This is a genomic window from Streptomyces sp. NPDC042002, from assembly GCF_055588305.1.
This window is the reverse complement of sequence record NZ_JBVJCT010000002.1, coordinates 68,233-94,601: the sequence shown is the minus strand read 5'-3', so window position 1 is coordinate 94,601 and position 26,369 is coordinate 68,233. Positions and strand designations below refer to the sequence as shown.

The following is a 26,369-nucleotide window of genomic DNA, read 5'->3' as shown; positions in this document are numbered from 1 at the left end:
GCGCCGTCGGCGGGCGAGGGGCGGACTCGTGCGGTGTCGGGGCGGGGCGGACTCGTGCGTCGTCGTCGGGCTCGTACACCGGCGCAGGCTTGCTACGCGCGGGGTCGTCAGGCCCGTACGTACGAGGTCGCCAGGCTCGTCGTACGTACGAGGTCGGCAGGCTCGTACGCTGACCGCCCGCGCAGCGAAGCGCCCGGCGGGCCGCAGACGCGGTTCGCCGGGCGCTTCGGAGCGATCAGACGGGTGTGTCACCCGTCCGTGTTGCTCAGTCCTTGATTTCGCAGATGGGGGCGCCGGAGGTGACGGAGGCGCCGACCTCCGCGCTCAGGCCCTTCACGGTGCCGGAGCGGTGTGCGTTCAGGGGCTGTTCCATCTTCATGGCCTCCAGGACGACGATCAGATCGCCCTCCTTGACCTCCTGGCCCTCCTCGACGGCCACCTTGACGATGGTGCCCTGCATCGGTGAGGCCAGCGTGTCGCCCGAGGCGACCGGACCGGACTTCTTCGCCGCCCGGCGCTTGGGCTTCGCGCCGGCGGCCAGACCGGTACGGGCCAGCGACATGCCCAGCGAGACCGGGAGGGAGACCTCCAGGCGCTTGCCGCCGACCTCGACGACCACCGTCTCGCGGCCCGGCTCGTCATCGGCGTCGGTGACGGCCGGCGCGGTGAAGGGCTTGATCTCGTTGACGAACTCGGTCTCGATCCACCGGGTGTGGACCGTGAACGGGTCGCTGGAGCCGGTCAGCTCCGGGGCGAAGGCCGGATCGGTGACCACCGCGTGGTGGAACGGGATCGCGGTCGCCATGCCCTCCACCTGGAACTCCGCCAGCGCGCGGGCCGCCCGTTGCAGGGCCTGCTTGCGGGTCGCGCCGGTGATGATCAGCTTGGCGAGCAGCGAGTCCCACGCCGGGCCGATGACACTGCCGGACTCCACGCCCGCGTCCAGTCGGACGCCGGGGCCCGACGGCGGTGCGAAGGTGGTGACGGTGCCGGGGGCGGGCAGGAAGCCGCGGCCCGGGTCCTCGCCGTTGATACGGAACTCGATGGAGTGACCGCGCAGTTCGGGATCGCCGTAGCCGAGCTCCTCGCCGTCCGCGATCCGGAACATCTCGCGGACCAGGTCGATGCCGGCGACCTCCTCGGTCACCGGGTGCTCGACCTGGAGACGGGTGTTGACCTCCAGGAAGGAGATCGTGCCGTCCGTGCCTACCAGGAACTCCACGGTCCCCGCGCCGACGTAGCCGGCCTCCTTCAGGATCGCCTTGGAAGACGAGTACAGCTCCTGGACCTGGGCCTCGGACAGGAACGGCGCCGGGGCCTCCTCGACCAGCTTCTGGTGACGGCGCTGCAGCGAGCAGTCACGCGTGGAGACGACGACCACGTTGCCGTGGCTGTCGGCCAGGCACTGCGTCTCCACATGCCGGGGCTTGTCGAGGTAGCGCTCCACGAAGCACTCGCCACGCCCGAAGGCCGCGACCGCCTCACGCACCGCCGACTCGTACAGCTCCGGCACCTCCTCCAGCGTCCGGGCCACCTTCAGACCACGCCCGCCGCCACCGAAGGCGGCCTTGATCGCGATCGGCAGACCGTGCTGCTCGGCGAACGCGACGACCTCGTCCGCACCCGAGACCGGGTCCGGAGTACCGGCCACCAGCGGCGCACCCGCGCGCTGCGCGATGTGCCGGGCGGCGACCTTGTCACCCAGGTCGCGGATCGCCTGCGGCGGCGGACCGATCCAGGTCAGCCCCGCGTCGAGAACGGCCTGGGCGAAGTCCGCGTTCTCCGAAAGGAAGCCGTAACCCGGATGAACGGCATCCGCGCCCGAGTCCTTGGCGGCCTGCAGCACCTTGGCGAAGTCCAGGTAACTGGTGGCCGGGGTGTCACCGCCCAGCGCGAACGCCTCGTCCGCCGCACGGACATGCAGAGCGTCCCGGTCCGGTTCCGCATACACGGCAACGCTCGCGATCCCGGCATCCCGACACGCTCGGGCCACGCGGACAGCGATTTCGCCACGGTTGGCGATGAGCACCTTGCGCACGATGGCTCCCTCCTTGAAAACAAGCCGAGTTTAGGGACAGCCAACACGACGTTTCGACCTGTCCCCAGTGGTGAGCTTGCCCACACGGAGCGTGATACGAGGCTCGCCCTACCCGCGAAATCCCTTGTCGTGCCAAGGCACGCCGGAATCCTTCCCTGAACCCTAGCCCGCAGGTGTGGCCAAGGTCTCTGTGACTCCGTGCTGCGGCCCACAACGATTCTTTGTGGAGTCCCTACGAATGGCCCAACGATTCTTTGCCCTCGGCAGAACCCTTGTCCCGGGGTTTACCCGTTAGTAGCGTTCGGGATGTCTCGAACGTACTTGGGGTAACAGCACGCGGAAGTGGGTGGGGCCGGTGGTGCGCAGACCGGTGGTGTGGGTGGCGGCGATCGTGCTCTTCGTGGAGGCGATAGGGATCGCACTCCTCAACTGGTTCCTCGGCGTGGTCGTCGACCGCCAGGACATGTCCTTGGCGGGGCTCGACTCCGACCTGATGTCGTTGTCGTCGAAGATCGGCGGACTGGTCTTCGGCCTCTACTTCGCGGCGTGCGCCGTGGCCGCGCTGCTGGTCGCGCTCCGCCAGCGCCCCCCGGGCCTTCTCGGGCGTGTCCTGCTGATCAGCGCGGCCGTGGTGCACGCCCTGCTCGGTGCCTTCACGGTGGGCCTGGTGGGCTGGGGCGCTTTCACCTTCATGATGGTCGCGCTCGCGCTGATCGTGTTCACCCTCCTGGCGTACGACCGTCGGGAGACCGGCCCCGTCGACGCCGCGCCGCAGGCCGGCGGGAACGGTGACGGCGAGGGCGAGGCCGACGCGGGGAGTGCCGGACAGGGGGAGGGTGCTGCCACCGGGAGTGTCGACCTGGGGAAGGGCGCCGAGGCGAAGGGCGCACGTCCCGAAGCGGAGGCCGCGGTGACACCGCCACCGGCCGCCTCGGCCTCCTGACGCTCCCTCGGCTGCCTGGCGGCTCTCTCTGCTGCCTGGCAGCTTTCTCGGCTACCTGATCGCTGCCTCGGCCACGTGGGGGCCGCCTCGGTCACCTGGCCGCCCTCCGGGCGCGGCCAGGTGTTTCGTGCCGGACGAGGGCCCTTCCGGTCGGTCAGGCCCTTCCCCGCCGGCTGGCCGGCCGTCCAACGCCGTGATGCTCACTGCTCCCCGGATGTCCACAACTCCGTGATGCCGACGCCCAGTTCGGCCAGCAGCCTGCGCAGCAGCGGGAGCGAGATGCCGATGACGTTGCCGTGGTCGCCGTCGATGCCCTCGATGAAGGGGGCGGAGCGGCCGTCGAGGGTGAACGCGCCCGCCACATGCAGGGGTTCGCCCGAGGCGACGTACGCGGCGATCTCCGCGTCGGTCGGCTTGCCGAAGCGGACCACGGTCGAGGCGGTGGCGGACTCCCACCGCTTCTGTGTCGTGTCCCAGACGCAGTGCCCCGTCTGGAGCGTGCCCACCCGGCCGCGCATCGCCTTCCAGCGCGCGGTGGCCTCCTCGCCGTCCGCGGGCTTGCCGAGGGCCTCGCCGTCCAGGTCGAGCACCGAGTCGCAGCCGATCACCAGGGCACCCTGGACCTCGGGCCGCGCCGCCACGACGGAGGCCTTCGCCTCGGCCAGCGCGAGGGCGAGTTCGGCGGGGGTGGGTGCGGTGACGGCGTCCTCGTCGACCCCGCTCACGATCACCTCGGGGGCGAGTCCGGCCTGCCGCAGCAGGTTGAGCCTGGCGGGGGACTGCGAGGCGAGGACGAGACGGCGGCGCGGCTGATCGGTCATGCGCTCAGGGTATCGGCGCCGATGGGCCCTTGCCTCGGCTGCCGTTCGCCCGACGCGGGCGTGGCGGGACCGTCGCGATGCCGGACGCGGTCCGTATCGGCGGGACACCGGGTGCTGAACCGGGGCAGCGGAGCCCGGCTCGGCGGAGGCTGGGGGAGTGGAGCCCGGTTCGGCGGAGGCCGGGTCAGCGGATGCCCAGCAGGGCCATCGCGATCACCATGGCCAGTGCCAGGAGAATGCCCAGGCGTCGCAACATGTCCTGCATGTCGCGGAGATCCTTGGGGGGTTCGTTCTCCGGGTCGGACCACAGCATGCTCCCGATCGTGCGACGACGGGGCCGCCGGGCGCCTGAGTACGCGTACTCAACTTGCGGGAATCCCCCCTGGGACACGGTCCACAGGGGGGATCGGCGGCCTTCACGCTCGGCCGCGCCGACGTCGGCGGGACGGGGGCCGGCCGGAGCGTCCTAGCCCGGCCAGTAGCTCCGGCCCCACGTCGTCGGGCCCGGCCGCGGGAGCCGGCGCGCGGCGATGCGGGCGGGGTCGGACCAGGAGTCACGCGGCCCGGACGCGCCGGACGGGGCGGACGCCACCGCCGCGGCGCGTACGCGAACCACCGCCAGTGCGGCGGCCAGCTCCTCCGGGGTCGGATTGCCCCGTACGACCTTGATCGTCATGTCTGCTCCCAGGATCCGGGTCTGCGGGGTTCTAGAGCGGGATGTTGCCGTGCTTCTTCGGGGGCAGTGATGCCCGCTTCGTGCGCAGCTGACGCAGGCCGCGTACGACGTGGGAGCGGGTCTGCGACGGCATGATCACGCCGTCGATGTAGCCGCGCTCGGCCGCCGTGTACGGGTTCAGCAGCGTGTCCTCGTACTCCCGGATCAACCGGGCCCGGGTGGCGTCCTGGTCCTCGGCGGCCGCGATCGTGCGGCGGTGCAGGATGTTCACCGCGCCCTGCGCGCCCATGACCGCGATCTGCGCGGTGGGCCAGGCGAGGTTGAGGTCGGCGCCCAGGTGCTTGGAGCCCATGACGTCGTACGCGCCGCCGAAGGCCTTGCGGGTGATGACCGTGATCAGCGGGACGGTCGCCTCGGCGTAGGCGTAGATCAGCTTGGCGCCGCGGCGGATGATGCCGGTGTGCTCCTGGTCGACGCCGGGGAGGAAGCCGGGCACGTCCACGAAGGTGAGGACGGGCACGTTGAACGCGTCGCAGGTGCGGACGAACCGCGCGGCCTTCTCGCTCGCGTCGATGTCCAGACAGCCGGCGAACTGCATCGGCTGGTTGGCGACGATGCCCACCGGGTGGCCCTCGACCCGGCCGAAGCCGGTGAGGATGTTCGGCGCGAACAGCGCCTGCGTCTCGAAGAACTCGGCGTCGTCCAGGACGTGTTCGATCACCGTGTGCATGTCGTACGGCTGGTTCGCGCTGTCCGGCACGATCGTGTCCAGCTCGCGGTCCTCGTCCGTGAGGGCGAGGTCCGCCTCCTCCGGGAACACCGGGGGCTCGCTGAGGTTGTTGGACGGCAGGTACGACAGCAGCTGCTTGACGTACTCGATGGCGTCCTTCTCGTCGCCCGCCATGTGATGGGCCACGCCCGACACGGCGTTGTGCGTACGGGCGCCGCCCAGCTCCTCGAAGCCGACGTCCTCGCCCGTCACCGTCTTGATGACGTCAGGACCGGTGATGAACATGTGCGAGGTCTGATCGACCATCACCGTGAAGTCGGTGATGGCGGGGGAGTACACCGCGCCGCCCGCGCACGGGCCGACGACCAGGCTGATCTGCGGGATGACACCGGACGCGTGCGTGTTGCGGCGGAAGATCTCGCCGTACATGCCGAGCGCGCTGACACCCTCCTGGATCCGCGCGCCACCCGAGTCGTTGATGCCGATGACCGGGCAGCCGGTCTTCAGCGCGAAGTCCATCGCCTTCATGATCTTCTGGCCGAAGACCTCGCCGAGGGCACCGCCGAAAACGGTGAAGTCCTGGGAGAACACGGCGATCGGGCGCCCGTCGACCGTGCCGTAGCCGGTGACCACACCGTCGCCGTAAGGGCGGTTGTGCTCAAGACCGAAGTCGGTCGACCGGTGCCGCGCGAACTCGTCGAACTCGACGAAGGAACCGTCGTCCATCAGCAGTTCGATGCGCTCACGAGCCGTCAACTTGCCCTTGGCGTGCTGCTTTTCGACGGCGCGCTCCGAGCCGGCGTGCGTCGCTTCCTGAATGCGGCGTTGCAGATCCGCGAGCTTGCCCGCGGTGGTGTGGATGTCGGGGTGTTGCAGCTCTTCCGGCTCGGACATCGGGGTGCGGCTCCCTGCCTGCTAAGGGGACGTGAGAGTGAGGTGCTCAGAAGGGGGGCTTGCTACTCATCCGTAGCGTAGTGGCGTGCCTACCGATCGGCAGTGCGGCGTTTACCACACCTAGGGTGGGTTGCATGACGCCGCGAGATGCAGCAGACGTGAACGACAATCGGTGGTCCGATCTGGACCGTCCGCCACTGAACGGGGCCGCCCTGCGCAGGGCGCTGGTCGCACCGGAGGACAGTCTCTGGTGCGACGTGGAGGTGGTGGAGCGCACCGGGTCGACCAACACCGACCTGGTCGGCGTCGTCACCGGCGAACGGGGGGCCGACGAGGGCGCCGTCCTCGTAGCCGAGGAACAGAACGCCGGGCGCGGCCGTCTGGACCGCCAGTGGACGGCACCGGCCCGCTCCGGCCTCTTCTTCTCCGTCGTGCTGAAGCCCACCGGTGTTCCCGTCGAGCGCTGGGGCTGGCTGCCGCTGCTCACCGGCGTCGCCGTCGCGACGGCGCTCTCGCGCTCCGCCGGGGTCGACACGGCACTCAAGTGGCCCAACGACCTCCTGGTCACCGTGGACGGCGAGGAACGCAAGGCCGGCGGCATCCTCGCGGAACGCGCGGGCACCGACGCGGTCGTGGTCGGCATCGGCATCAACGTCTCGCTGCGCGCCGACGAACTGCCCGTGCCGGGCGCCGGATCACTGGCGCTGGCGGGCGCGACGACCACGGACCGTGACACCGTGCTGCGGGCCGTGCTGCGCTCCCTCGACCAGTGGTACCGGCGCTGGCGCGACGCGGCCGGCGATCCCGTGGCCTCGGGCCTCCAGGCCGCCTACGCGGCCGGGTGCGCGACGCTCGGGCGGACGGTGCGGGCCGAGCTGCCCGGGGGCCGGTCGATCGTCGGGGAGGCGGTGGCCGTGGACGGGGACGGGCGGCTCGTCATCGCGACGGAGGACGGCGTGCGGGAGCCGGTGGGGGCCGGGGACGTGGTGCATCTGCGGGCGGTGTGAAGGGACGGGCCGGTGGGCGGTGTGAGCCCTCGGCACCGTCCCCGGCCTCGGTCCCGCCGTCGGGAGTGAGCCAGCGCACACCTGCCGTAGAGTTGAGCGCGGTCGATACCTGACCATGGCAGATCGGAAGGGCAGCAGGAGTGACCGTCGACGACACCGGCTCCGGCACGGGCGCCCACCCCGCCCCCGACGGCGAGCCGGGCCGTACCGCCGGGCCGGTCACGGACGCGACACCCGCACGGGCCGCCGCGGACGGCGACGCCCGGCAGGACGCCCGTCCCGACGCCGGGACCGGCACCCGCCCGGAGGACCGCTTGGACCACCGCCCGGAGGACCGCTCGGACGCGGGAACCGGCATCCGCAGGGACGACCGTTTCGACGTGGGGAGCGACATCCGCAGGGACGACCGCAGGGGCGACCGGACCGACGCGCGGCCGGACGTCCGGCCCGACGCGCGGCACGAGGCGAACGGCCGGGTGGACCCCGAGGCCGAGCCGGACTCCGGCGAGGACCCGCTCGCGCTGCGCCTGGAGGGGCTCATCCTCGGCGCCGAGCGGCGGTACACCCCCTTCCAGGCGGCCCGCAGCGCGGGCGTCTCCATGGAGCTGGCCTCCCGCTTCTGGCGGGCGATGGGCTTCGCCGACATCGGCCAGGCCAAGGCGCTGACCGAGGCCGACGTACTGGCCCTGCGCCGCCTCGCCGGTCTCGTCGAGGCGGGCCTGCTGAGCGAGGCCATGGCCGTCCAGGTGGCCCGGTCCACCGGGCAGACCACCGCCCGTCTGGCCGAATGGCAGATCGATTCCTTTCTGGAGGGTCTGACCGAGCCCCCGGAACCGGGGATGACGCGCACCGAGGTGACGTACCCCCTGATCGAACTGCTCCTGCCCGAACTGGAGGAGTTCCTCGTCTACGTCTGGCGCCGCCAGCTCGCCGCCGCCACCGGCCGGGTCGTGCAGGCGGCGGACGACGAGGAGATGGTCGACCGCCGGCTCGCCGTCGGCTTCGCCGACCTGGTCGGTTTCACCCGGCTGACCCGCCGCATGGAGGAAGAGGAGCTCGGCGAACTCGTCGAGGCCTTCGAGACCACCGCGGCGGACCTGGTGGCGGCCCACGGAGGCCGGCTCATCAAGACCCTGGGCGACGAGGTGCTCTACTCCGCGGACGACGCCGGTGTCGCCGCCGAGATCGCGCTGCGGCTCATCGAGACGATGGCGAACGACGAGACGATGCCGGAGCTGCGCGTCGGCATCGCCTTCGGCACGGTGACCACCCGGATGGGCGACGTGTTCGGTACGACCGTGAACCTGGCGAGCCGGCTCACGTCGATAGCGCCGCGCGACGCCGTGCTCGTCGACGGCGCCTTCGCGGAGGAGCTGACCCGCACGGGTGACGCTCCCGCCTCCGAGGCGGAGGCCGCCGAGGCCGCGGCCTCGGCGGAGAAGGAGGGCGAGGAACCCCCCTCGTACCGCTTCGCGCTCCAGCCGATGTGGCAGCGGCCCGTTCGCGGACTCGGCGTCATCGAACCGTGGCTGCTGGCCCGCCGGGCCAACGGGACGTAGCGCCACTTCTCAGCAGACCAGGGCCGGGTCGAGTCGACCCGAGTCGGGCCCTGCCCTGCCTTGCCCTGCCCGGTCAATCGTCGTGGCCGGGTGCCAGCAACCCGTTCACACAGATCCCTACGATCGGTACGCACACGCCGGGCGGCTGGTGCGGCGCCGGTGCCGGGGTGGTCGGGGACGGGGACGGTGTGTGCCGCGGCGCCGCGGTGGTCGGGATGGCCGTCGGCGTCGGTGTCGATCGCGCTGGCGGTGGTGTCGTCATGGGGGCCGTGGGGATGCCTGTGGTGTCCGGTGCGGTGGTGACGGGGGCTTCGCCGCGGGCCGCCGGGATGGTGGCTGGGGCTGTCGGGATCGACGCCGGGATCCGGCCGGCGTCCGAGGAGGGCGCCGGGCTCGTCCCGCCCATCGCGGCGCTCGCCGGCGCGGCCCCGGGATGCGTGGGCGAGGGCATGGCCTCGACGGTGGGGACGGCGTCGCCCGCTCCGTCGGTGTCCGTGGCCGTCGCGACCGGCTCCGCCTCCGCGTTCCCGCCGCCTGCGGTCACCGACTCCGGTGTCATCCGGGCGAGGCTCAGCACTCCCGCGGCGAGGGCGAGTCCTCCTACGGCGAAGAGCACCCGGCGTGGCCGGGGTCGGCGGTGCCGGCCCCGGACGGTACGGAGCCGGACGGGGGCGGGTTCGTTGCCGCCGAGTGCGTCCGCGGCCCCGCGCGAGCCGCCCGACCGCGGTGCCGGAACGATCCCTCGCCTCCGACCGGCACCACCGTCCGCCACCGGAGTGCCTGCCGCGACCCGGGCCTCTCGTGCCTGCGTGCGCGTGCCCGGCGCGGCCCCGGTCTCCTTCGCGGGCGTGCCTGACGCGGCCACGGTCTCCGGCACCGGAGTGCCAGCCGCGAATCCGGCCCTACGTGCCTGCGTGCCCGATGCAGCCCCGGCCCCTCGTGCGCGCGTGACCGGCGCGGCGCTGGCCTCCGGCACCGGAGTGCTGCCTGCCCAGAACGGGGTCACTCGTGCCTGCGTGCTCGCTGCGGCCCCGTTCTCCTGCGCGCGCGTGCCTGACGGGGCGCCGATCTCCCGCACCGGAGTGCCTGCCGCGATTTCGGCCCCGCGTGTCTGCGTGCCCGCCGCAGCCCCGGCCTGCTGTGCTCGTGTGCCTGACGCGGCCCGGGCCGCCTCTCGTACCTTCGCGCTCGCCGTAGCCCCGGCCGTCAGTCCCCCGGGTGAGGTGGCCCAGACCTTGGCGGCCCTGCCCGGGGTGCCCTCGGGGTTCATGGAGCCGGCCGCTCCGGAGCCGGGCGTTGTGGTTCCGACCGCCGCGGCCCGCGTGTCCGGGGCACTGGTCCGAGCGCCGCCGACGACGACGCTGGGCCGGGCCTGCTGCGTGCCGAGCCCCGGTGTGGGGCGGGTTGCCGTGGCCTGTGCGCCGACCCCGGCCGCCGTCGCGGGACCGATGGTCGTGGGCCCGGCTTTCGGGGCACCGGCACCGGCAGCAGCGCCGGCACCGGAGTCGACAGTCGGTGCGAGGCGGGTCGCGGGCGTCGCCGCTCCGACGCTCTGTGGCCGCCCGGCACCGGCGGCTGGTGCGACTCCGGTCGCCGTGGCCCGTGCGGCGATGGCACCCGCCGCAGGGGCGCCGACGGCCGACGGCCGGGCACCCCCGGCACCGGTCGGTGTGGACCCGACCGCCGTGGTTCCCGCGTTCGGGTTCACCGCCTTCGCGGCGCCGACCGTCAGGGGCCGGGTAGCACCGACGTCGGCTTTCGTGGCTCCTGCCGGGGCGGATCCGGTCGCCCTGACCGCTGTGCTGCCCGCCGTCGTGGCCTTGGCTGTCGCGGACTCCGCTGTCGTCGCGTCGTTCCTCGTGGTGGCGGCCCGGGCTGTGCCCGGCCCCACGGTGCTCGTGCTCACCGTGGGTGCGTCCAGGGCGTCGAGCGGGGTGGTGCTGAGCGGCGTGGGGGCGGACATCGCCCGGTTGAGCGGCGTGACCCGGATCCACCGGGAGTCCGCCGGTGTGGCCCCGGCCGTCGCGGAGCCGGACCGCTGGGCGCCCACTGCCGTGGAGCGGGGCGGCGCCGGATTCGACGGCGCCGCTGTGCCGGCCGGAGGCGGGCAGCCCGGCGGGGTGCCGGGCGCGGTGGGCTCGGACGGCGGCCTCGGGGCCGGCGGTCGCGTGAGTGTGGGTCGCGGGCCCGGCCGGGTGCTGGTGGCCTGCGGTGTTTCGCGGTTCGTCATGGTCGTCCCTCCCCGGTGTGCCGGTGTCCCGAATGCGCTGCGGCGGTGCGCAGGTTATGCGCGGTCTGAGAGAGGAGAAACGAATTTGGGCGGGATGTCACTCGAACGAGGAGGTACGGCGCGAGGGGGCGGGTTTCGCCGGACGGCCTCGGCTGCGATGATCGGGACGTCGATTGTTAACCCGCGTTAACCGGGAGGGTGTCATGGCGCAGCAAGGGGCGGACCAGGGGACGGAGTCGGACGAGCGGAGGTTCGGGGAGTTCGTCGCCGTACGGCGGCACGGACACGTCGCCGAGCTCGTCCTCGACCGGCCCAAGGCCATGAACGCCGTGTCCACGGACATGGCGCGTTCGATCGCCGGTGCCTGCGACGCACTCGCCGCCGACCGGGACGTACGCGTGGTCGTGCTCACCTCCACCCATGAACGCGCCTTCTGCGTCGGCGCCGACCTGAAGGAGCGCAACTCCTTCACCGACGCCGAGCTTGTGCGGCAGCGGCCGGTCGCGCGAGCCGCGTACACCGGTGTCCTGGAGCTGCCGATGCCGACCGTCGCCGCTGTGCACGGCTTCGCGCTGGGCGGCGGGTTCGAGCTGGCGCTGTCCTGCGACCTGATCGTGGCCGACCGTACGGCGGTCGTCGGACTGCCCGAGGTGTCCGTCGGCGTGATCCCCGGAGGCGGCGGTACGCAGCTGCTGCCGCGCCGGGTCGGTGCCGCGCGCGCGGCCGAGCTCATCTTCTCGGCACGGCGGCTGGAGGCGGCCGAGGCGCGGGAACTGGGGCTGGTCGACGAGCTGGTGGAGGCGGGGCAGGACAGGGCGGAAGCGCTCGCCCTGGCGGCCCGTATCGCCGCGAACTCGCCGGTCGGGCTGCGTGCCGCCAAGCGTGCCCTGCGGCTGGGGCACGGACTCGATCTGCGGGCCGGTCTTGAGGTCGAGGACGCGGCCTGGCGGTCCGTCGCCTTCTCCGGGGACCGGGCGGAGGGAGTCGCCGCGTTCAACGAGAAGCGCAAGCCGGAGTGGCCGGGGGAGTAGCCGGGGAGTAGCCCCCGGGATCCGCCGCTTCCCGGCCCGCTTCCCGGCCCGTTTTCCGGCTCGCTTCCCGGTCGGCTCCCGGGTTCGGTCGACGGTCCGCTCACGGGTTCGCTCACGGCCTGTTCCCGGGTTCGGCCCGCAGTCCGCTCCACGGTCCGCTCCCCCCGGTCCGGGCCGCACGACCGGACCCCTGTTCGCCGCACCGATATCCCAAATGTGCCCAAATATCCCTAGCCTGGGGTGATGGGTGAGGACAGTCGGCTGAGGGCCGTGGTGACGCTGGCGCAGGGGATGGCGGCGGCGCACACCCCGCGGGAGTCGTGGCGGGCCGCGGCGCTCGGCGCGTGTCACGCGCTGGCCGGGAGCTTCGCCGCGCTCTCCGTGTGGGAGCGCGAACTCGGCCGGCTGCGGGTGCTCGCCAACGTGGGCGACCGCGCCCCGGACGAGGACGAGTTCCCCGACGGGGAGGCCTACCCGGTGCACCAGTTCCCGGAGATCACCGAGTTCCTGCACGAGCGGTGGGCGGGCGGCGGCGAGCCCAACGCCTGGGTCGAGACCGCCGACGGCCCGGCGGCCGGTCCCGCCGGGTACTGCCACCAGCGCGTCGCCGCGCTGCGCAGACGCGGGCGCGGCTGCTGCGTCGTCGCGCCGATCGTGCTGCACGGACGGGCCTGGGGCGAGCTCTACGTGGCCCGGCCGGCCGGCGCCCCCGTCTTCGGCCGGGCCGACGCCGACTTCGCGACCGTCCTCGCCTCCGTCGTCGCCGCCGGGATCGCCCAGACCGAGCGCCTGGAGGAGGCCCGGCGGCTCGCCTACACCGACGCCCTGACCGGACTCGCCAACCGTCGCGCCGTCGACGTACGTCTCGACGAGGCCATCGAACTGCACAAGGAGGACGGGGTCGTGGTCAGCCTCGTCGTCTGCGACCTCAACGGGCTCAAGCGCGTCAACGACACCCGCGGACACGCAGTCGGCGACCGGCTCCTCGAACGGTTCGGGTCGGTGCTCTCGCTGTGCGGGGCCATGCTCCCCGGCACCCTCGCCGCACGGCTCGGCGGCGACGAGTTCTGTCTGCTGGCGGTGGGGCCGCCGGCGGACGACGTGGTCCGAATCGCCGACGAACTCTGCCGCCGTGCGGCCGAGTTGGAGTTCGGCGAGGGGGTGGCGTGCGGGGTCGCCTCGACCGAGGACCCGATCGGGCCCGTACGGTCGGCGCGCCGGCTGTTCCGGCTGGCGGACGCGGCCCAGTACCGCGCGAAGGCCGTCCGGGCCGCGAAGCCCGTGGTCGCCGGGCGCGAGGGCCCCGACGATCCCGTCGTACGCCTCGCCGACGCGCCGTCGCCCACGGCCGGCGAACGCCGCAGGTTCCGCGGGCGGCACGACCGGCCCCCTGCGTGATGACGATACGACCGGCCCCGTACGCGATGTATGCGATGTACGCGATGGCGATATGAGCGGATTCACCGGTGATCGGGCCCCGCCCATGACGGGGCGCCGGAGGGCGCTGTGACGTACGCCGGAGTAAGGGGTCAACGGGTCACCCGCTAGTGACATCATCGAATTCACTGCGTACGCTCCTGAATATGGATATGCACACTGTGGTGGTGGGGACGTCCGGAGTGACCGCGTCCGACGTTCTCGCCGTGGCGCGCGACGGCGCCCGGATCGAGCTCTCCGGTGAGGCGGTGGCGGCCCTCGCCGCGGCCCGCGAGATCGTGGAGGCGCTGGCCGCGAAGCCGGAGCCCGTCTACGGCGTCTCCACCGGCTTCGGCGCCCTGGCGAGCCGGCACATCAGCCCGGAACTGCGCGCCCAGCTCCAGCGCAACATCGTCCGCTCGCACGCCGCCGGCATGGGCCCGCGCGTCGAGCGCGAGGTCGTCCGCGCGCTGATGTTCCTGCGGCTCAAGACCGTCTGCTCCGGCCACACCGGTGTGCGGCCCGAGGTCGCGCAGACCATGGCGGACATCCTGAACGCGGGCATCACCCCGGTCGTCCACGAGTACGGCTCCCTCGGCTGCTCCGGAGACCTGGCGCCGCTGTCCCACTGCGCCCTGACGCTGATGGGCGAGGGCGACGCCGAGGGCCCCGACGGAGTCGTCCGGCCGGCCGGTGAACTCCTCGCCGCCCACGGCATCGCCCCCGTCGAACTGCGCGAGAAGGAGGGCCTCGCCCTCCTCAACGGCACCGACGGCATGCTCGGCATGCTGGTCATGGCCCTCGCCGACCTGGAGACGCTGTACAAGTCGGCCGACGTCGCCGCCGCGCTCTCCCTCGAAGCGCTGCTCGGCACGGACAAGGTCCTCGCGCCCGAACTGCACGCCATCCGCCCGCACCCCGGCCAGGGTGCCAGCGCCGCCAACATGCTGGCCGTGCTGAAGGGTTCGGAGCTCACCGGCCACCACCAGGACGGCGCCCCGCGCGTCCAGGACGCCTACTCCGTGCGCTGCGCCCCGCAGGTCGCCGGCGCGGGCCGCGACACCCTCGCGCACGCCCGCACGGTCGCCGAGCGCGAGCTGGCCTCCGCCGTCGACAACCCGGTCGTGCTGCCCGACGGCCGCGTCGAGTCGAACGGCAACTTCCACGGCGCCCCGGTCGCCTACGTCCTCGACTTCCTCGCCATCGCCGCCGCCGACCTCGGCTCGATCGCCGAGCGCCGTACCGACCGGCTGCTCGACAAGAACCGTTCGCACGGCCTGCCGCCGTTCCTCGCGGACGACGCCGGCGTCGACTCGGGCCTGATGATCGCCCAGTACACGCAGGCCGCACTGGTCAGCGAGATGAAGCGGCTGGCCGTACCGGCGTCCGCGGACTCCATCCCCTCCTCCGCCATGCAGGAGGACCACGTCTCCATGGGCTGGTCGGCCGCGCGCAAGCTGCGCGCCTCCGTGGACAACCTGACCCGCATCGTGGCGATCGAGCTGTACGCCGCCACGCGCGCGATCGAGCTGCGCGAGGGCCTGACCCCGGCCCCGGCGTCGCGGGCGGTCATCGGCGCCGTCCGCGCGGCCGGCGTCCAGGGCCCCGGCCCGGACCGCTTCCTCGCCCCCGACCTGGCGGCGGCGGACGCGTTCGTGCGTGCCGGCGGCGTGGTGGCCGCGGTGGAGCCGGTGACCGGCCCGCTCGCCTAGGACAGGTCCCAGCGCTGTGCCGATGGCGTTCCGTCGTACGTGGGCCGGGTGTGTCCCGGCCCACGTACCTCGCCTCGCACCCTCGCCTCGGCGTGTGCTACTGTCTCATTGATACGTTTTTGGTACCCATTTACTTTGTGCGCCTGATCGGAATCCTCCGCAGGCGCGTTTTGTTTTACCGGCATCTCCGGCATTACCCGGTGCATCTCCGGATGGGGGCCCACTACCTGTTCAGGAGAACAACATGGCTACTGGCACCGTGAAGTGGTTCAACTCGGAAAAGGGCTTCGGCTTCATCGAGCAGGACGGCGGCGGCCCCGACGTCTTCGCCCACTACTCGAACATCGCCAGCTCCGGCTTCCGTGAGCTCGTCGAGGGCCAGAAGGTCTCCTTCGAGGTCACGCAGGGCCAGAAGGGCCTGCAGGCGGAGAACATCCTCCCCGCCTAGTTCGAGGCGCGCTTTTCCAGAGCCGGGTCCCGCCCCTTCGGGTGCGGGTCCCGGCTCAGCGCTGTGACAGCTCATGCAGTCGGTGAGCGCTGTGTGTGCAGTCCGTGGGGCCCAGGAAGGAAATCCAGATCCAGCATGACTCGATCCGAACGTCCCGTCCGTAAGCGGCCGGCAAACGCCCGTGCCGCGCAGACCGCCGGCTCCGCGAAGAGCGCAGGCCGGGGCGCCGGCCGAGGTGGCGCCACCCGCAAGGTGACGCCGCCGCAGGAGTTCTCCCTGCCCGAGACCGTCACACCGGCGCTGCCCGCCGTCGAGTCCTTCGACGCGCTGGACATGCCCGCCGCCCTGACGAAGACCCTCGCGGCCCAGGGTGTCACCGATCCCTTCCCGATCCAGGGCGCCACGCTGCCCAACTCCCTCGCCGGGCGCGATGTGCTCGGCCGGGGACGCACCGGCTCCGGCAAGACGCTCGCCTTCGGGCTCGCGCTCCTCGCCCGCACCGCCGGCCGCCGTGCCGAGCCGAGGAACCCGCTCGCGCTCGTCCTCGTCCCCACCCGCGAACTCGCCCAGCAGGTCGACGACGCGATCACGCCGTACGCCACCGCGGTCAACCTGCGTGTGGCCACGGCCGTCGGCGGCATGTCGATCGGCCGCCAGGCCGGCACGCTGCGCCGTGGCGTCGAGGTCCTCGTGGCCACCCCCGGGCGGCTCAAGGACCTCATCGAGCGGGGCGACTGCGCTCTCGGCCAGGTCGCGATCACCGTGCTGGACGAGGCCGACCAGATGGCCGACATGGGCTTCATGCCGCAGGTCACCGCGCTGCTCAAGCAGGTCGAGCCGGGCGGCCAGCGGCTGCTCTTCTCGGCCACGCTCGACAAGAACATCGACAAACTCGTCAAGATGTTCCTCACCGACCCCGTGGTGCACTCCGTCGACCCGTCCGCGGGCGCGGTGACGACCATGGAGCACCACGTGCTGCACGTCGCCGACGAGACCGACAAGAAGGCGGTCGCGACGCGGATCGCCGCCCGCGACGGCCGGGTGATCCTCTTCGTCGACACCAAGCGCGGCGCCGACCGCTTCACCAAGCGGCTGCTCGCCAGCGGTGTCCGGGCCTCCGCCCTGCACGGCGGGCGCAGCCAGCCGCAGCGCAACCGCACCCTCGACCAGTTCAAGAACGGTCAGGTCACCGCGCTCGTCGCCACCAACGTGGCCGCCCGCGGCATCCACATCGACGACCTCGACCTCGTGGTCAACGTCGACCCGCCGACCGACCACAAGGACTACCTCCACCGCGGCGGCCGTACCGCCCGCGCCGGAGAGTCCGGCAGCGTCGTCACTCTCGTGCTCCCCGAGCAGAAGCGTGAGATGACCCGGCTGATGCTGGACGCCGGCATCACGCCGCGCACCGCCCGCGTCAAGTCCAGCGACGAGGAACTCGCCCGCCTCACCGGCGCCCGCGAGCCCTCCGGGGTCCCGGTCGTCATCGAGGTCCCGCAGCAGGCCGAGCAGCCGAAGCAGCGGCCCAAGGCGCGCCGTGCCCCCACCGGGGGCGGCGCCAGGCGGCCTTCGGTCGCGGGCGGCGGCACGGCCGCGCGCTCGGGCGCCGGGTCGGACGGCCAGGGCCGTCAGCAGCGCGGCGGACGTCCGGGCACCGGCGGCGCGACGGGTGGCACGGCCACCGGACGCCGCACGAGCACCAGCGGAGCATCCGCGGGCCGTCGTACGGAGACGGGCGGAGCAGGATCCGCGGGCCGTCGTACGGAGCCCGGCGGCGGCACGGGCCGTCGTACGGAAGCCGGTGGCGCCGGGCGTCGTACGGAGGCGGGCGGTAGCGCCGGTCGTCGTACGGAGGCCGGTGGCGGCGCGGGTGCCGGTCGCTCCGGCGGTCGCGGTCGCGCTCCGCAGCGCGGTGGTCAGAGTGGCGGCCAGAGCGGTGGCGGCCGCCGGGCCGCCTGACCGGATCGGATCCGTTCGGCTTCACCGCGGCCCCGTGCCCCCTCCGGGGCGCGGGGCCGCCGCGTGCCCGGCGCCCGGGCACGCCTCCTCCAGCCGTGACCGGACGTGACTGGTCGTGACCAGCCATGACCGGTCACCTATGGCCGGCGGTCGCGGGGTTCGTGCCGTGCCCGGCAACCGGGCCGATTACCGCGGGAGTTCAGACGTCGCCGAGGAAACCCGGGTCCACGCCGTCCAGCTTGAGGGCGAAGTCCCGGTGCAGGCTGAGGAGTTCGGCCAGCGGCACCGCGCGGCGGCTCGTCGACATGAGGTCGCGCCGTGCCTCAGCCGACCACAGGAACGGCATCACGGACAGTCCCTGCGTGCCCGTCAGCGCCCCGGACTCCGCCCGCCAGCCGGGCCAGCGCAGGGTGTCGTAGAACTGGTCCGTGCCCTCACTGAGGAGCCACTGGAGCCATGCCCCGTGGCCCACTTCGAGCGCCTCCCACTTCAGTGAGTCCGGCGCGAAGTACACGACCTCGCCCGGATGCCCGGGACGCCCCACGGACTCCGGGTCGGTGCCGTTGAGGACGAACACCCCGCCCAGCACGTCGTGGCCGACGACGAGTCCGCCGTCCCGCGGGCGCCAGTCCGGGTCGAACCGCTCGGGGAATCCGTTGACCTCGGCCAGCGAGGGAAGGTCCGTCGTACCGTCCGGCACCCCCGTCGACAGGTCCTCGCCGGGACTGCCGTAGATCCGCAGCCAGCCGCTGTCCAGCACCACGCCGCCGCAGTTGAGCACCATCCCGCCCAGCCAGGACCGAGCGGTGATCTGCAGTTGGTGCAGGCTCGCGCGGCCCAGACCGGGGTCCACCGGAGGTACTTCCATGGACACTCCGCTGGCGGCGAGCGCCTTGGCCAGCAGCGGCCAGGCCGGTTCCTCGACGTCCGTCAGCTCGCTCAGCTCTCGCATGGCTTCCCTGTGGGTTGTCCGGAGCGCGGTCGATGCGCTCAGTAGGCAATCATGCGCTCACGGCGCACGGAATACGTCACGAATCCGGCACCTAGGCAGAGGAAGAGCGTGCCGCCGAAGAGATACGGCGTCGTGTCCACGGCGCCGGTGTCGGCGAGCCGGGTCCCGGCGTCGCCGGACAGCGTGTGCGGCCCGGTGTCCGGCTCCGTGGAGTTCCGTGTCGCGGCGGTGACGCTCGGTGCGGACGTCGGCGTCGTCGCGCTCGGAGTGGGTATGTCCTGGGACGCGTTGGCGGACGGGACGAACCACAGGGCTCCCAGGAGGGTCCCCGCTGCGGTGGCGGTCAGCAACGATCGACGTGCGGCGGACACGAAATATCGATCCCCTTGTGGCGCTTGCGAATTGGCCGTGTGGGGCGATGCTAATGAAAGGCGCGGGTCGCGGGAAAGTCGCGCATCCCAGGGGCCGTACGCTCCCTCCCATGAGTACCCCTGAGACATCACGGTTTGTCCGGCTTCGTGTCGAACTTGTGCTGGAAATCGATGACGCCGACGCCGTCACCAAGGCCGCGCTGCGCCGGATCGGCGACGACACGGACTTGCCGGCCGATGAACGGTCGCACGCCGAGGGCGCAGTGACGGAAGACACGGCCGAGGCCCTGGCCTATCTCGTGGACCCGTTCGACCTGGTCAGCGAGGTGCCAGGCATCGAACTGGCCCAGGCTTCGTGGAGCAGTGAGCCCATTGACTACGATCCCGATTCGCCGGATTGGGACATCGACGAGGATGATGCTGACGAGGGCGACGAGCAAGACGTGCGCGGCTGACGCGGTTCGGGAAGAGCATGACCCCGGCCGGCCGTCGTCGTCCGGGGTTCCCCCGTCCTCGGTGACGCACTGGCAGCCTCCGCACCACTTCGGTACTTCGGTCCGCGTATCCGAACGCGGCGAACGTGGCATGGGCCACACTTCCGCGTGAAGTGGAACGGGACGAACCGGTTGCGGCGTTGACAGTACTTACGGGGCTCCCGTGGTCCTTTCGGGATTCGGCAACGATGGAGAAGCGTGTGATGACGGACAGTAAGCGGCGCAAGCGTCTGATGACCGCGTCCGCACTGCTCGGCGGGGTGCTGGTGCTCTCTGCGTGCAGCGGAGGCGGAAGCAAGGCCAGCGCATCGGACGGCGGCGACCCCACGTCGCAGGCCAAGGTCGACGAGGCGGCAGCCAAGAAGACCTCCGAGGCCCAGATCAAGATCACGCCCGCGGACGGCTCCGACAACGCCTCGATCAACAACGGCACCGCGGTCACGGTCAGCAAGGGCTCGCTCACGTCCGTCACGATGAAGACCGCCACCGGCACCGCCGTGGCCGGTCAGATATCAGCGGACAAGAAGAGCTGGAAGCCCCTCAACCGGCTGGACCGCGCCACCACTTACAAGATCGCCGCCGTGGCCGCCGACTCCGCGGGCCGCACGGCCAACGAGAACGCGTCGTTCAGCACGGTCTCCCCGGCCAACAGCTTCATCGGCAACTTCACGCCGGAGGACGGTTCCACCGTCGGTGTCGGCATGCCGGTCTCGATCAACTTCGACAAGGCGATCACCAACAAGGCCGCGGTGCAGAAGGGGATCACCGTCTCCTCCAGCAGCGGCCAGGAGGTCGTCGGGCACTGGTTCAACGCCAACCGCCTGGACTTCCGCCCCGAGAACTACTGGACCGGCGGCTCCACCGTCACCCTCAAGCTGAACCTGGACGGCGTCCAGGGCGCGAGCGGTGTCTACGGCGTGCAGCAGAAGACGGTCACCTTCAAGGTCGGCCGCAACCAGGTCTCCATCGTCGACGCCCAGACCAAGACGATGAAGGTCACCCAGGACGGCAAGGTCGTCAAGACCATCCCGATCTCCGCGGGTGCTCCGGACCACACGACGTACCAGGGCCAGATGGTGATCTCCGAGAAGTTCAAGGAGACCCGGATGGACGGCTCGACGGTCGGCTTCAAGAAGAACGACGGCAAGGGCGAGTACGACATCAAGGACGTGCCGCACGCGATGCGTCTGTCGAACTCCGGCACCTTCATCCACGGCAACTACTGGGGCGCGAAGTCGGTCTTCGGCTCCGTCAACACCAGCCACGGCTGTGTGGGCCTGTCCGACACCAAGGGCGCGGGCGACCCCAACACGCCCGCCGCGTGGTTCTTCAACCACTCGCTGATCGGTGATGTCGTGGTCGTCAAGAACACCGGCGACAAGGCCATCGCCCCGGACAACGGCCTCAACGGCTGGAACCTGGACTGGGCGGCCTGGAAGGCCGGTTCGGCGGTCTGAGACCGAGGCACGATCTGACGGTCCGGGACCGGGACCGGGACGCACGACCCGACGCCGATGCGGCGGCGGCCCCCACGGGCCGCCGCCGCATCGGCGTTTCCCAAAGGTTTCTGGGCCCGGCCACAGCCTTCTCATCGTTCTCTTATTTCGGCCTTATGGCTTCATCACATGCCGTACCTAGCTTGCGGCCATGTTCTTCACCTACCTGAGGCGCGAACTGCGCCGCCGCAGAAAGGCGGCCCTCGTCGTCGCCTCCGGGCTCGCCCTGGGCATCGCCCTGGTCATCGTGGTCAGCTCGGTGTCCTCGGGCATGCAGACGGCCCAGGGCAAGGTCCTCCAGTCGCTCTACGGGCTGGGGACCGACATGACGGTCACCAAGGCCGCCGCGCCGGCCACCAGCACCAGCCAGCGCCCGCGCTTCAACTTCGGCGCGAACGACAACGGTTCCGACAAGGAGCAGAGCAGCGACCGCGTCCTGGTCCAGGGCTTCCAGACCCTGGCCTCCTCCACCGTCGCCAAGGTCGACACCCAGAAGGGCGTCGCGGACGCCGTCGGCGGACTGAGCCTCCAAGTCATCAGGATCAACGGCCAGTTCACCCGCGGTCAGTTCCAGCAGAACCCCAACAGCGGTAGCGGGCAGCGCGGTCGGGGTGGTGCCCAGCCCTCGCCGCAGGGCACCGTCAAGGGCGGCGGCGCCAACTTCGACGTCAACAACTACTCGGTCTACGGCACCGACGTCACCAAGCCCGCGCTGGGCCCGCTGACTTCGTCGAAGATCACCAGCGGCCGTACGTTCAAGACCTCCGAGACGAACGCCAAGGTCGTCGTCGCGGACACGTCGTACGCCAAGGAGAAGAAGCTCAAGCTCGGTGGCACCGTCACCATCAAGAGCGTCAAGTACAAGATCGTCGGCATCGCGACGCCCGACAGCGGTGACGCGGCGGCCAACCTCTACATCCCGCTCCAGCAGGCACAGACGCTCAGCGACTCCAAGAACAAGGTCACCACGATCTACGTCAAGGCGTCCGACTCGCAGCAGATCTCCGGCGTCAAGAGCACCATCCAGAAGAACATCTCGGGCACGACGGTCACCACCTCCGCGGACCTCGCGAGCACGGTCTCCGGCTCCCTCTCCACGGCCTCCAACCTCGCGTCAAACGTGGGCAAGTGGCTGTCGATCGCGGTGCTCGTGGCCGCGTTCCTGGTCGCCGGTCTGCTCACCTCCTCCGCGGTCTCCCGCCGGGTGCGCGAGTTCGGCACCCTCAAGGCGCTCGGCTGGACGTCGAGCCGGGTGACCCGCCAGGTGGTCGGCGAGGCCATCGTCAACGGTCTGGTCGGCGGCGCCCTCGGTATCGCCCTCGGCCTCGCCGGCGCCTACGTCGTCACCGAGATCAGCCCCACCCTCCAGGCACAGCTCGGAAGCACGGGCGGCGGCCGGGGTGGCGGCTTCGGCGGCGGTGGCGGCGGCGGCTTCGGCGGCCCGGGGCGGCAGACCGCCTCCAAGGCCCTCGACGTCGCGCTCACCGCGCCCGTCAGCGTCGACATCATCGCCGTCGCGGTCGCCCTGGCCGTCACCGGCGGTCTGATCGCCGGCGCCTTCGGCGGCTGGCGCGCCTCCAGGCTGCGTCCCGCGGACGCCCTGCGCCGCGTCGAATAAGCCCCGCCCCTTACGTACTTACGTATCCCAGGAGTCGCACCATGTACGAACTCAGAGGCGTCACCAAGCGCTACCAGCGGGGCAAGGAAACGATCAACGCGCTCGACGGAGTCGACCTGACGATCGCGGACGGTGACCGGCTCGTCATCCAGGGCCCCACCGGCGGCGGCAAGTCCACCCTGCTCCAGATGCTCGGCGGGCTCGACCGTCCCACCCTGGGCAGTGTCGAACTCGACGGCACCGACATGGCGAAGCTGTCCGAGGCGAGACTCACCAAGGTCCGCAGCGAGAACATCGGCTTCGTCTTCCAGAGCTTCAACCTGATCCCCACGCTCACCGCCCAGGAGAACGTCGAGACCGCGCTCGTACCGCTGCGTGTGAAGGCGAAGGAACGGCGCGAACGGGCCGCCGCCGCACTGGAGTCCGTGGGGCTCGCCGAGCGGCTCGGACATCTGCCCGCCGAACTCTCGGGCGGTCAGCAGCAGCGGGTGGCCATCGCGCGCGCCCTGGTCAAGCAGCCCAAGGTGCTGCTCGCCGACGAGCCCACCGGAAACCTCGACGAGTCCATGCGCGACGAGATCATGGACGTACTCGAAGCCATGTGGAAGGAGCACGGGCTCACCTTCATCATGGTCACGCACGACTCCTCGATAGCGAAGAAGGCCCCGCGGGTCGCGACGATCCGCAAGGGAAAGATCACCGTCAAGGAGAACGCCGGAGCGTAGCGGGGGAAGTGAGCCCGCAGCGAACGGGCCACCGGAAACAGGACTTCCGGTGGCCGTTCGTGTTTGTGTGGGGGCATGACCGTTTCGACAGTCGAATACATCCGGTACCGGATTCCCGAGCGGCAGTCGGCCGAGTTCCTGGCCGCCTACACCCGGGCCGCCGGCCGGCTCGCAGCGGCCCCGCAGTGCGTGGACTACGAACTCGCGCGCTGCGAGGAGGACTTCGAGCACTTCATCCTCAGGATCACCTGGACGTCGACGGAGGACCACGTCGAGGGCTTCCGCAACTCGGAGCTCTTCGCCGACTTCCTCGCCGAGATCAGCCCCTACGTCGGCAGCATCGAGGAGATGCGGCACTACAAGCCGACATCGGTGCGGGGCCGGGGCGCCTCCGTGCCCACGCTCTACGCCTGGGCGGGCGGAGCCGAGGCCTTCACCCGTCTCACCGAGGCGTTCTACGACAAGGTCCTCAAAGACGATCTCCTCGCGCCCCTGTTCGCGGACCTCGCGCCCGAACACGCCGTTCATGTCGCCCTCTGGCTCGGCGAGGTCTTCGGCGGACCGCCGGCGTACTCCGAGACCCAGGGCGGTCACGGTCACATGGTCGCCAGACACCTGGGCAAGGGAATCACGGAGGTCCAGCGCCGCCGCTGGGTCAACCTGCTCCAGGACGCCGCCGACGACGCGGACCTGCCCACCGACGCCGAGTTCCGCTCCGCCTTCCTCGCGTACACCGAGTGGGGCACGCGGCTGGCCGTTCACTACTCCGGCCCGGACGCGAAGCCGCCGGCGGAACAGCCGGTACCGAAGTGGACCTGGGGGGCCGCACCGCCGTACCAACCGTGAGCCGTGACCGGCGATCAGCGATCAGTGATCGACGTTCGAGAGCCGGCGATCCGTGAGCCGTGGCCCCGCGCGAGGCCGCGATGCGAGGGTCGGCGGGGTGGTTGCCGGAGTGGCCGGCGGGGGCCGGTCACTGGGATGAGGACGTGCCCGCGCGGGTCGCGTCCGTTCCCCAGGACGCCAGCAGCCGCAGCGCCTCCGCCGAGCTCGACCCCGGCTCCGCGTGGTACGTGACCAGGGCCAGCTCGGTATCGCCGACCAGCCGGAACGACTCGAACTGCAACGCGAGGTCGCCCACCAGCGGATGCCGCAGCAGCTTCACCCCGTGGCTCTTCTCCTTCACGTCGTGCGTCGCCCACAGCCGCCGGAAGTCCTCGCTCTTCACGGACAGCTCCCCGACCAGCGCGGCCAGCCGCGGATCGTCGGGATGGCAGCCCGCGTCCATGCGCAGCAGGCAGACGATGTCGATCGCCTTCTGCTCCCACTCCACGAACAGGTCCCGGTACTCGGGCCTGAGGAAGACCATCCGGGCCCAGTTCCGCTCCTGCGGCGGCAGCTCCGACCAGTCCCCGAAGACGGCCGCGGCCATCCGGTTCCAGACGATCACGTCGGAGCGCCGTCCGGTGATGTACGCCGGGACGCCGTCGAGCGTGTCGAGCAGCTGACGCAGGGCACCGCGCACCTGCTGCGGCCGGGCCGCCTGCTTCTTCTTGTGCTGCTTGGGCTTCGCGAGGTGCGTGAGGTGGTTGTGCTCGGCGTCCGTCAGCCGCAGCGCCCGCGCGATGGAGTCCAGGACCTCGGCCGACACATTGCGCCCGTTGCCCTGCTCCAGGCGCGTGTAGTAGGCGACGGACACACCGGCGAGCTGGGCCAGCTCCTCGCGGCGCAGTCCGGGCACCCGGCGGTGCCGCCCGAAGTCGGGCATCCCGACGTCCTCCGGCTTCAGCCGGGCGCGGCGGCTGCGCAGGAACTCGCTGAGTTCGGCGCGCCGGTCGAGCGGGTGGGCCGCCTCCCCGGCGGGCCCCGCGGAGAGCTGTTCGTCCATCCGTCCAGTATTCACGGTCGTACGCTGCGGAGCCTGACCCCGCCAGTAGTAGGACCAGTGGACATACGCAGAACCGTGACCTGGGTGAATCCTGAGGGATCGGGCAGGCTGGTTGCCGTGCCCGACGGAAGACAGCCGGGCACGGTCCACCCCCCTCCCGAGGAGAACCCCGGCATGACCACTGTCGCCGCGTACGCCGCTCCCGCCGCCAAGGCCCCGCTGGAGCGCACCACCATCGAGCGCCGCGAGGTCCGAGAGCACGACGTCCTGATCGACATCAAGTTCGCCGGCATCTGCCACTCCGACATCCACCAGGCCCGCGAGGGCTGGGGAGAGGCCACCTTCCCGATGGTGCCGGGCCACGAGATCGCCGGCATCGTCTCCGAGGTCGGCTCCGGTGTCACCAAGTTCAAGGTCGGCGACCGGGTGGGCGTCGGCTGCCTGGTCGACTCCTGCCGTGAGTGCGACAACTGCGAGGCCGGTCTGGAGCAGTACTGCACCGGCGGCGGCGTGGGCACGTACAACTCCGTCGGCAAGGACGGCGAGCCCACCTACGGCGGCTACTCCGAGAAGATCGTCGTCGACGAGAACTACACCCTGCGCATCCCCGACGGCATCTCCCTCGACGTGGCCGCGCCGCTGCTCTGCGCCGGCATCACCACGTACAGCCCGCTCAAGCACTGGAACGCGGGCCCCGGCAAGAAGGTCGCCGTCCTCGGCATGGGCGGTCTCGGCCACATGGGTGTCAAGATCGCCCACGCGCTCGGCGCCGAGGTCACGGTCCTCTCCCAGTCGCTGCGCAAGAAGGACGACGGCCTCAAGCTCGGCGCCGACCACTACTACGCCACCAGCGACCCGGCGACCTTCAAGGAGCTGCGCGGCACGTTCGACCTGATCCTGTCCACCGTCTCCGCCCCGCTGGACCTGGACGCCTACCTCGCCCTGCTGCGGACGGACGGCGCCTTCGTGAACGTGGGCGCGCCCGAGGAGCCGGTCCGGCTGAACCTCTTCTCGGTGATCGGCGGCCGCAAGACCCTCGCGGGCTCCGGCATCGGCGGCATCCAGGAGACCCAGGAGATGCTGGACTTCTGCGCCGAGCACGGCTTCGGCGCCGAGATCGAGCTGATCGACGCGAGCGAGATCAACGAGGCGTACGAGCGGGTGCTGGCGAGCGACGTCCGCTACCGCTTCGTGATCGACACGGCCACGATCTAGTTTGATCGCGCCGTCCTGACACGCAAGGCTCCTGGGCGGGGGGGGGGGGGGGGGGGGGAAAGGGGGGGGGGGGGGGGGGGGGGGGGGGGGGGGGGGGGGGGGGGGGGGGGGGGGCGGGTGGGGGGGGGGGGGGCGGAGAAAAACAG

General features: G+C 71.5%; 23 protein-coding genes. 14 read left to right on the top strand and 9 right to left on the bottom strand.

Annotation, left to right across the window (positions count from 1 at the left end; all coding sequences use genetic code 11):
* Positions 1 to 265: 265 nt before the first annotated feature.
* The gene (locus tag ACZ6KY_RS03175; protein WP_469308584.1) at positions 266 to 2,038 is read right to left on the bottom strand and encodes an acetyl/propionyl/methylcrotonyl-CoA carboxylase subunit alpha; all 1,773 of its coding nucleotides are present in this window, start codon (positions 2,036 to 2,038) and stop codon (positions 266 to 268) included.
* Between the two features lie 355 nt (positions 2,039 to 2,393).
* Here ACZ6KY_RS03175 and ACZ6KY_RS03170 point away from each other — a divergent pair, with 355 nt between their 5' ends.
* The gene (locus ACZ6KY_RS03170; RefSeq protein WP_469308583.1) at positions 2,394 to 2,981 is read left to right on the top strand and encodes a hypothetical protein; all 588 of its coding nucleotides are present in this window, start codon (positions 2,394 to 2,396) and stop codon (positions 2,979 to 2,981) included.
* A 200-nt stretch (positions 2,982 to 3,181) separates the two neighbouring features.
* Here ACZ6KY_RS03170 and ACZ6KY_RS03165 read toward each other — a convergent pair whose 3' ends face one another.
* The 4 genes from ACZ6KY_RS03165 to ACZ6KY_RS03150 form a co-directional block, all read right to left on the bottom strand.
* Positions 3,182 to 3,802 carry a Maf family protein gene (locus ACZ6KY_RS03165; protein ID WP_469308582.1) on the bottom strand — a complete coding sequence of 207 codons (621 nt, stop codon included), beginning with the start codon at positions 3,800 to 3,802 and terminating at the stop codon, positions 3,182 to 3,184.
* Between the two features lie 184 nt (positions 3,803 to 3,986).
* The gene (gene mmpB / locus ACZ6KY_RS03160) at positions 3,987 to 4,115 is read right to left on the bottom strand and encodes a morphogenic membrane protein MmpB (RefSeq protein WP_469308581.1); all 129 of its coding nucleotides are present in this window, start codon (positions 4,113 to 4,115) and stop codon (positions 3,987 to 3,989) included.
* Positions 4,116 to 4,268: 153 nt separating this feature from the next.
* Positions 4,269 to 4,478, bottom strand: coding sequence for an acyl-CoA carboxylase epsilon subunit (locus ACZ6KY_RS03155; protein WP_469308580.1), 210 nt, complete (start codon positions 4,476 to 4,478; stop codon positions 4,269 to 4,271).
* 31 nt (positions 4,479 to 4,509) lie between these two features.
* Entirely contained in the window at positions 4,510 to 6,102 is a 1,593-nt protein-coding gene (locus ACZ6KY_RS03150; RefSeq protein ID WP_469308579.1) for an acyl-CoA carboxylase subunit beta, read from the bottom strand.
* Between the two features lie 134 nt (positions 6,103 to 6,236).
* Between ACZ6KY_RS03150 and ACZ6KY_RS03145 the strand changes: the two genes are divergently transcribed.
* Both ACZ6KY_RS03145 and ACZ6KY_RS03140 read left to right on the top strand, forming a co-directional pair.
* Positions 6,237 to 7,109: a biotin--[acetyl-CoA-carboxylase] ligase gene (locus ACZ6KY_RS03145; protein ID WP_469308578.1), complete on the top strand. Its 873-nt coding sequence runs from the start codon at positions 6,237 to 6,239 to the stop codon at positions 7,107 to 7,109.
* 476 nt (positions 7,110 to 7,585) lie between these two features.
* The gene (locus ACZ6KY_RS03140) at positions 7,586 to 8,668 is read left to right on the top strand and encodes an adenylate/guanylate cyclase domain-containing protein (protein ID WP_469308957.1); all 1,083 of its coding nucleotides are present in this window, start codon (positions 7,586 to 7,588) and stop codon (positions 8,666 to 8,668) included.
* Positions 8,669 to 8,741: 73 nt separating this feature from the next.
* Here the strand turns inward: ACZ6KY_RS03140 and ACZ6KY_RS03135 are convergent, their stop codons facing one another.
* Positions 8,742 to 10,898 carry a hypothetical protein gene (locus ACZ6KY_RS03135; protein WP_469308577.1) on the bottom strand — a complete coding sequence of 719 codons (2,157 nt, stop codon included), beginning with the start codon at positions 10,896 to 10,898 and terminating at the stop codon, positions 8,742 to 8,744.
* 203 nt (positions 10,899 to 11,101) lie between these two features.
* Between ACZ6KY_RS03135 and ACZ6KY_RS03130 the strand changes: the two genes are divergently transcribed.
* The 5 genes from ACZ6KY_RS03130 to ACZ6KY_RS03110 all read left to right on the top strand — a co-directional run bounded on the left by ACZ6KY_RS03130 (position 11,102) and on the right by ACZ6KY_RS03110 (position 17,464).
* On the top strand, positions 11,102 to 11,929 hold the full coding sequence (locus ACZ6KY_RS03130; RefSeq protein WP_469308576.1) for an enoyl-CoA hydratase/isomerase family protein: 828 nt from the start codon (positions 11,102 to 11,104) through the stop codon (positions 11,927 to 11,929).
* Between the two features lie 243 nt (positions 11,930 to 12,172).
* The gene (locus tag ACZ6KY_RS03125) at positions 12,173 to 13,327 is read left to right on the top strand and encodes a GGDEF domain-containing protein (RefSeq protein ID WP_469308575.1); all 1,155 of its coding nucleotides are present in this window, start codon (positions 12,173 to 12,175) and stop codon (positions 13,325 to 13,327) included.
* Between the two features lie 191 nt (positions 13,328 to 13,518).
* Complete coding sequence (gene hutH / locus ACZ6KY_RS03120) at positions 13,519 to 15,057, top strand: histidine ammonia-lyase (RefSeq protein WP_469308956.1); 1,539 nt, start codon at positions 13,519 to 13,521, stop codon at positions 15,055 to 15,057.
* A gap of 244 nt (positions 15,058 to 15,301) precedes the next feature.
* Positions 15,302 to 15,505, top strand: a complete 204-nt coding sequence (locus ACZ6KY_RS03115) for a cold-shock protein (protein WP_261702157.1) — start codon at positions 15,302 to 15,304, stop codon at positions 15,503 to 15,505.
* 135 nt (positions 15,506 to 15,640) lie between these two features.
* Positions 15,641 to 17,464 carry a DEAD/DEAH box helicase gene (locus tag ACZ6KY_RS03110; protein ID WP_469308574.1) on the top strand — a complete coding sequence of 608 codons (1,824 nt, stop codon included), beginning with the start codon at positions 15,641 to 15,643 and terminating at the stop codon, positions 17,462 to 17,464.
* 199 nt (positions 17,465 to 17,663) lie between these two features.
* Here ACZ6KY_RS03110 and ACZ6KY_RS03105 read toward each other — a convergent pair whose 3' ends face one another.
* Both ACZ6KY_RS03105 and ACZ6KY_RS03100 read right to left on the bottom strand, forming a co-directional pair.
* Positions 17,664 to 18,416: a DUF2625 family protein gene (locus tag ACZ6KY_RS03105; RefSeq protein WP_469308573.1), complete on the bottom strand. Its 753-nt coding sequence runs from the start codon at positions 18,414 to 18,416 to the stop codon at positions 17,664 to 17,666.
* A 38-nt stretch (positions 18,417 to 18,454) separates the two neighbouring features.
* Positions 18,455 to 18,787, bottom strand: a complete 333-nt coding sequence (locus ACZ6KY_RS03100; protein ID WP_469308572.1) for a hypothetical protein — start codon at positions 18,785 to 18,787, stop codon at positions 18,455 to 18,457.
* A gap of 110 nt (positions 18,788 to 18,897) precedes the next feature.
* On the opposite strand from ACZ6KY_RS03100, the gene ACZ6KY_RS03095 reads away from it, so the two are divergent.
* The 5 genes from ACZ6KY_RS03095 (at position 18,898) to ACZ6KY_RS03075 (ending at position 23,966) form a co-directional block, all read left to right on the top strand.
* The gene (locus ACZ6KY_RS03095) at positions 18,898 to 19,242 is read left to right on the top strand and encodes a hypothetical protein (protein WP_469308571.1); all 345 of its coding nucleotides are present in this window, start codon (positions 18,898 to 18,900) and stop codon (positions 19,240 to 19,242) included.
* 227 nt (positions 19,243 to 19,469) lie between these two features.
* Positions 19,470 to 20,738 carry a L,D-transpeptidase gene (locus tag ACZ6KY_RS03090; RefSeq protein ID WP_469308570.1) on the top strand — a complete coding sequence of 423 codons (1,269 nt, stop codon included), beginning with the start codon at positions 19,470 to 19,472 and terminating at the stop codon, positions 20,736 to 20,738.
* Between the two features lie 190 nt (positions 20,739 to 20,928).
* Positions 20,929 to 22,395, top strand: a complete 1,467-nt coding sequence (locus tag ACZ6KY_RS03085; RefSeq protein ID WP_469308569.1) for an ABC transporter permease — start codon at positions 20,929 to 20,931, stop codon at positions 22,393 to 22,395.
* A 41-nt stretch (positions 22,396 to 22,436) separates the two neighbouring features.
* The gene (locus ACZ6KY_RS03080; protein ID WP_469308568.1) at positions 22,437 to 23,120 is read left to right on the top strand and encodes an ABC transporter ATP-binding protein; all 684 of its coding nucleotides are present in this window, start codon (positions 22,437 to 22,439) and stop codon (positions 23,118 to 23,120) included.
* A gap of 75 nt (positions 23,121 to 23,195) precedes the next feature.
* Positions 23,196 to 23,966: a globin domain-containing protein gene (locus tag ACZ6KY_RS03075; RefSeq protein ID WP_469308567.1), complete on the top strand. Its 771-nt coding sequence runs from the start codon at positions 23,196 to 23,198 to the stop codon at positions 23,964 to 23,966.
* 127 nt (positions 23,967 to 24,093) lie between these two features.
* Here ACZ6KY_RS03075 and ACZ6KY_RS03070 read toward each other — a convergent pair whose 3' ends face one another.
* Positions 24,094 to 25,008 carry a helix-turn-helix domain-containing protein gene (locus tag ACZ6KY_RS03070; protein WP_469308955.1) on the bottom strand — a complete coding sequence of 305 codons (915 nt, stop codon included), beginning with the start codon at positions 25,006 to 25,008 and terminating at the stop codon, positions 24,094 to 24,096.
* A 174-nt stretch (positions 25,009 to 25,182) separates the two neighbouring features.
* On the opposite strand from ACZ6KY_RS03070, the gene ACZ6KY_RS03065 reads away from it, so the two are divergent.
* A complete protein-coding gene (locus ACZ6KY_RS03065) occupies positions 25,183 to 26,223 on the top strand; it encodes an NAD(P)-dependent alcohol dehydrogenase (protein WP_469308566.1) in 1,041 nt (346 codons plus the stop codon).
* Positions 26,224 to 26,369 lie beyond the last annotated feature (146 nt).

Excerpts from the sequence above, each read along its gene's own strand:
- ACZ6KY_RS03115 (WP_261702157.1), top strand. The coding sequence starts at position 15,302 with ATGGCTACTGGCACCGTGAAGTGGTTCAACTCGGAAAAGGGCTTCGGC.
- ACZ6KY_RS03090 (WP_469308570.1), top strand. The coding sequence starts at position 19,470 with ATGGAGAAGCGTGTGATGACGGACAGTAAGCGGCGCAAGCGTCTGATG.
- ACZ6KY_RS03070 (WP_469308955.1), bottom strand. The coding sequence starts at position 25,008 with ATGGACGAACAGCTCTCCGCGGGGCCCGCCGGGGAGGCGGCCCACCCG.
- ACZ6KY_RS03125 (WP_469308575.1), top strand. The coding sequence starts at position 12,173 with ATGGGTGAGGACAGTCGGCTGAGGGCCGTGGTGACGCTGGCGCAGGGG.
- ACZ6KY_RS03145 (WP_469308578.1), top strand. The coding sequence starts at position 6,237 with ATGACGCCGCGAGATGCAGCAGACGTGAACGACAATCGGTGGTCCGAT.
- ACZ6KY_RS03165 (WP_469308582.1), bottom strand. The coding sequence starts at position 3,802 with ATGACCGATCAGCCGCGCCGCCGTCTCGTCCTCGCCTCGCAGTCCCCC.
- hutH (WP_469308956.1), top strand. The coding sequence starts at position 13,519 with ATGCACACTGTGGTGGTGGGGACGTCCGGAGTGACCGCGTCCGACGTT.
- ACZ6KY_RS03110 (WP_469308574.1), top strand. The coding sequence starts at position 15,641 with ATGACTCGATCCGAACGTCCCGTCCGTAAGCGGCCGGCAAACGCCCGT.
- mmpB (WP_469308581.1), bottom strand. The coding sequence starts at position 4,115 with ATGCTGTGGTCCGACCCGGAGAACGAACCCCCCAAGGATCTCCGCGAC.
- ACZ6KY_RS03085 (WP_469308569.1), top strand. The coding sequence starts at position 20,929 with ATGTTCTTCACCTACCTGAGGCGCGAACTGCGCCGCCGCAGAAAGGCG.
- ACZ6KY_RS03130 (WP_469308576.1), top strand. The coding sequence starts at position 11,102 with ATGGCGCAGCAAGGGGCGGACCAGGGGACGGAGTCGGACGAGCGGAGG.
- ACZ6KY_RS03150 (WP_469308579.1), bottom strand. The coding sequence starts at position 6,102 with ATGTCCGAGCCGGAAGAGCTGCAACACCCCGACATCCACACCACCGCG.
- ACZ6KY_RS03075 (WP_469308567.1), top strand. The coding sequence starts at position 23,196 with ATGACCGTTTCGACAGTCGAATACATCCGGTACCGGATTCCCGAGCGG.
- ACZ6KY_RS03080 (WP_469308568.1), top strand. The coding sequence starts at position 22,437 with ATGTACGAACTCAGAGGCGTCACCAAGCGCTACCAGCGGGGCAAGGAA.
- ACZ6KY_RS03095 (WP_469308571.1), top strand. The coding sequence starts at position 18,898 with ATGAGTACCCCTGAGACATCACGGTTTGTCCGGCTTCGTGTCGAACTT.
- ACZ6KY_RS03135 (WP_469308577.1), bottom strand. The coding sequence starts at position 10,898 with ATGACGAACCGCGAAACACCGCAGGCCACCAGCACCCGGCCGGGCCCG.
- ACZ6KY_RS03065 (WP_469308566.1), top strand. The coding sequence starts at position 25,183 with ATGACCACTGTCGCCGCGTACGCCGCTCCCGCCGCCAAGGCCCCGCTG.
- ACZ6KY_RS03105 (WP_469308573.1), bottom strand. The coding sequence starts at position 18,416 with ATGCGAGAGCTGAGCGAGCTGACGGACGTCGAGGAACCGGCCTGGCCG.
- ACZ6KY_RS03155 (WP_469308580.1), bottom strand. The coding sequence starts at position 4,478 with ATGACGATCAAGGTCGTACGGGGCAATCCGACCCCGGAGGAGCTGGCC.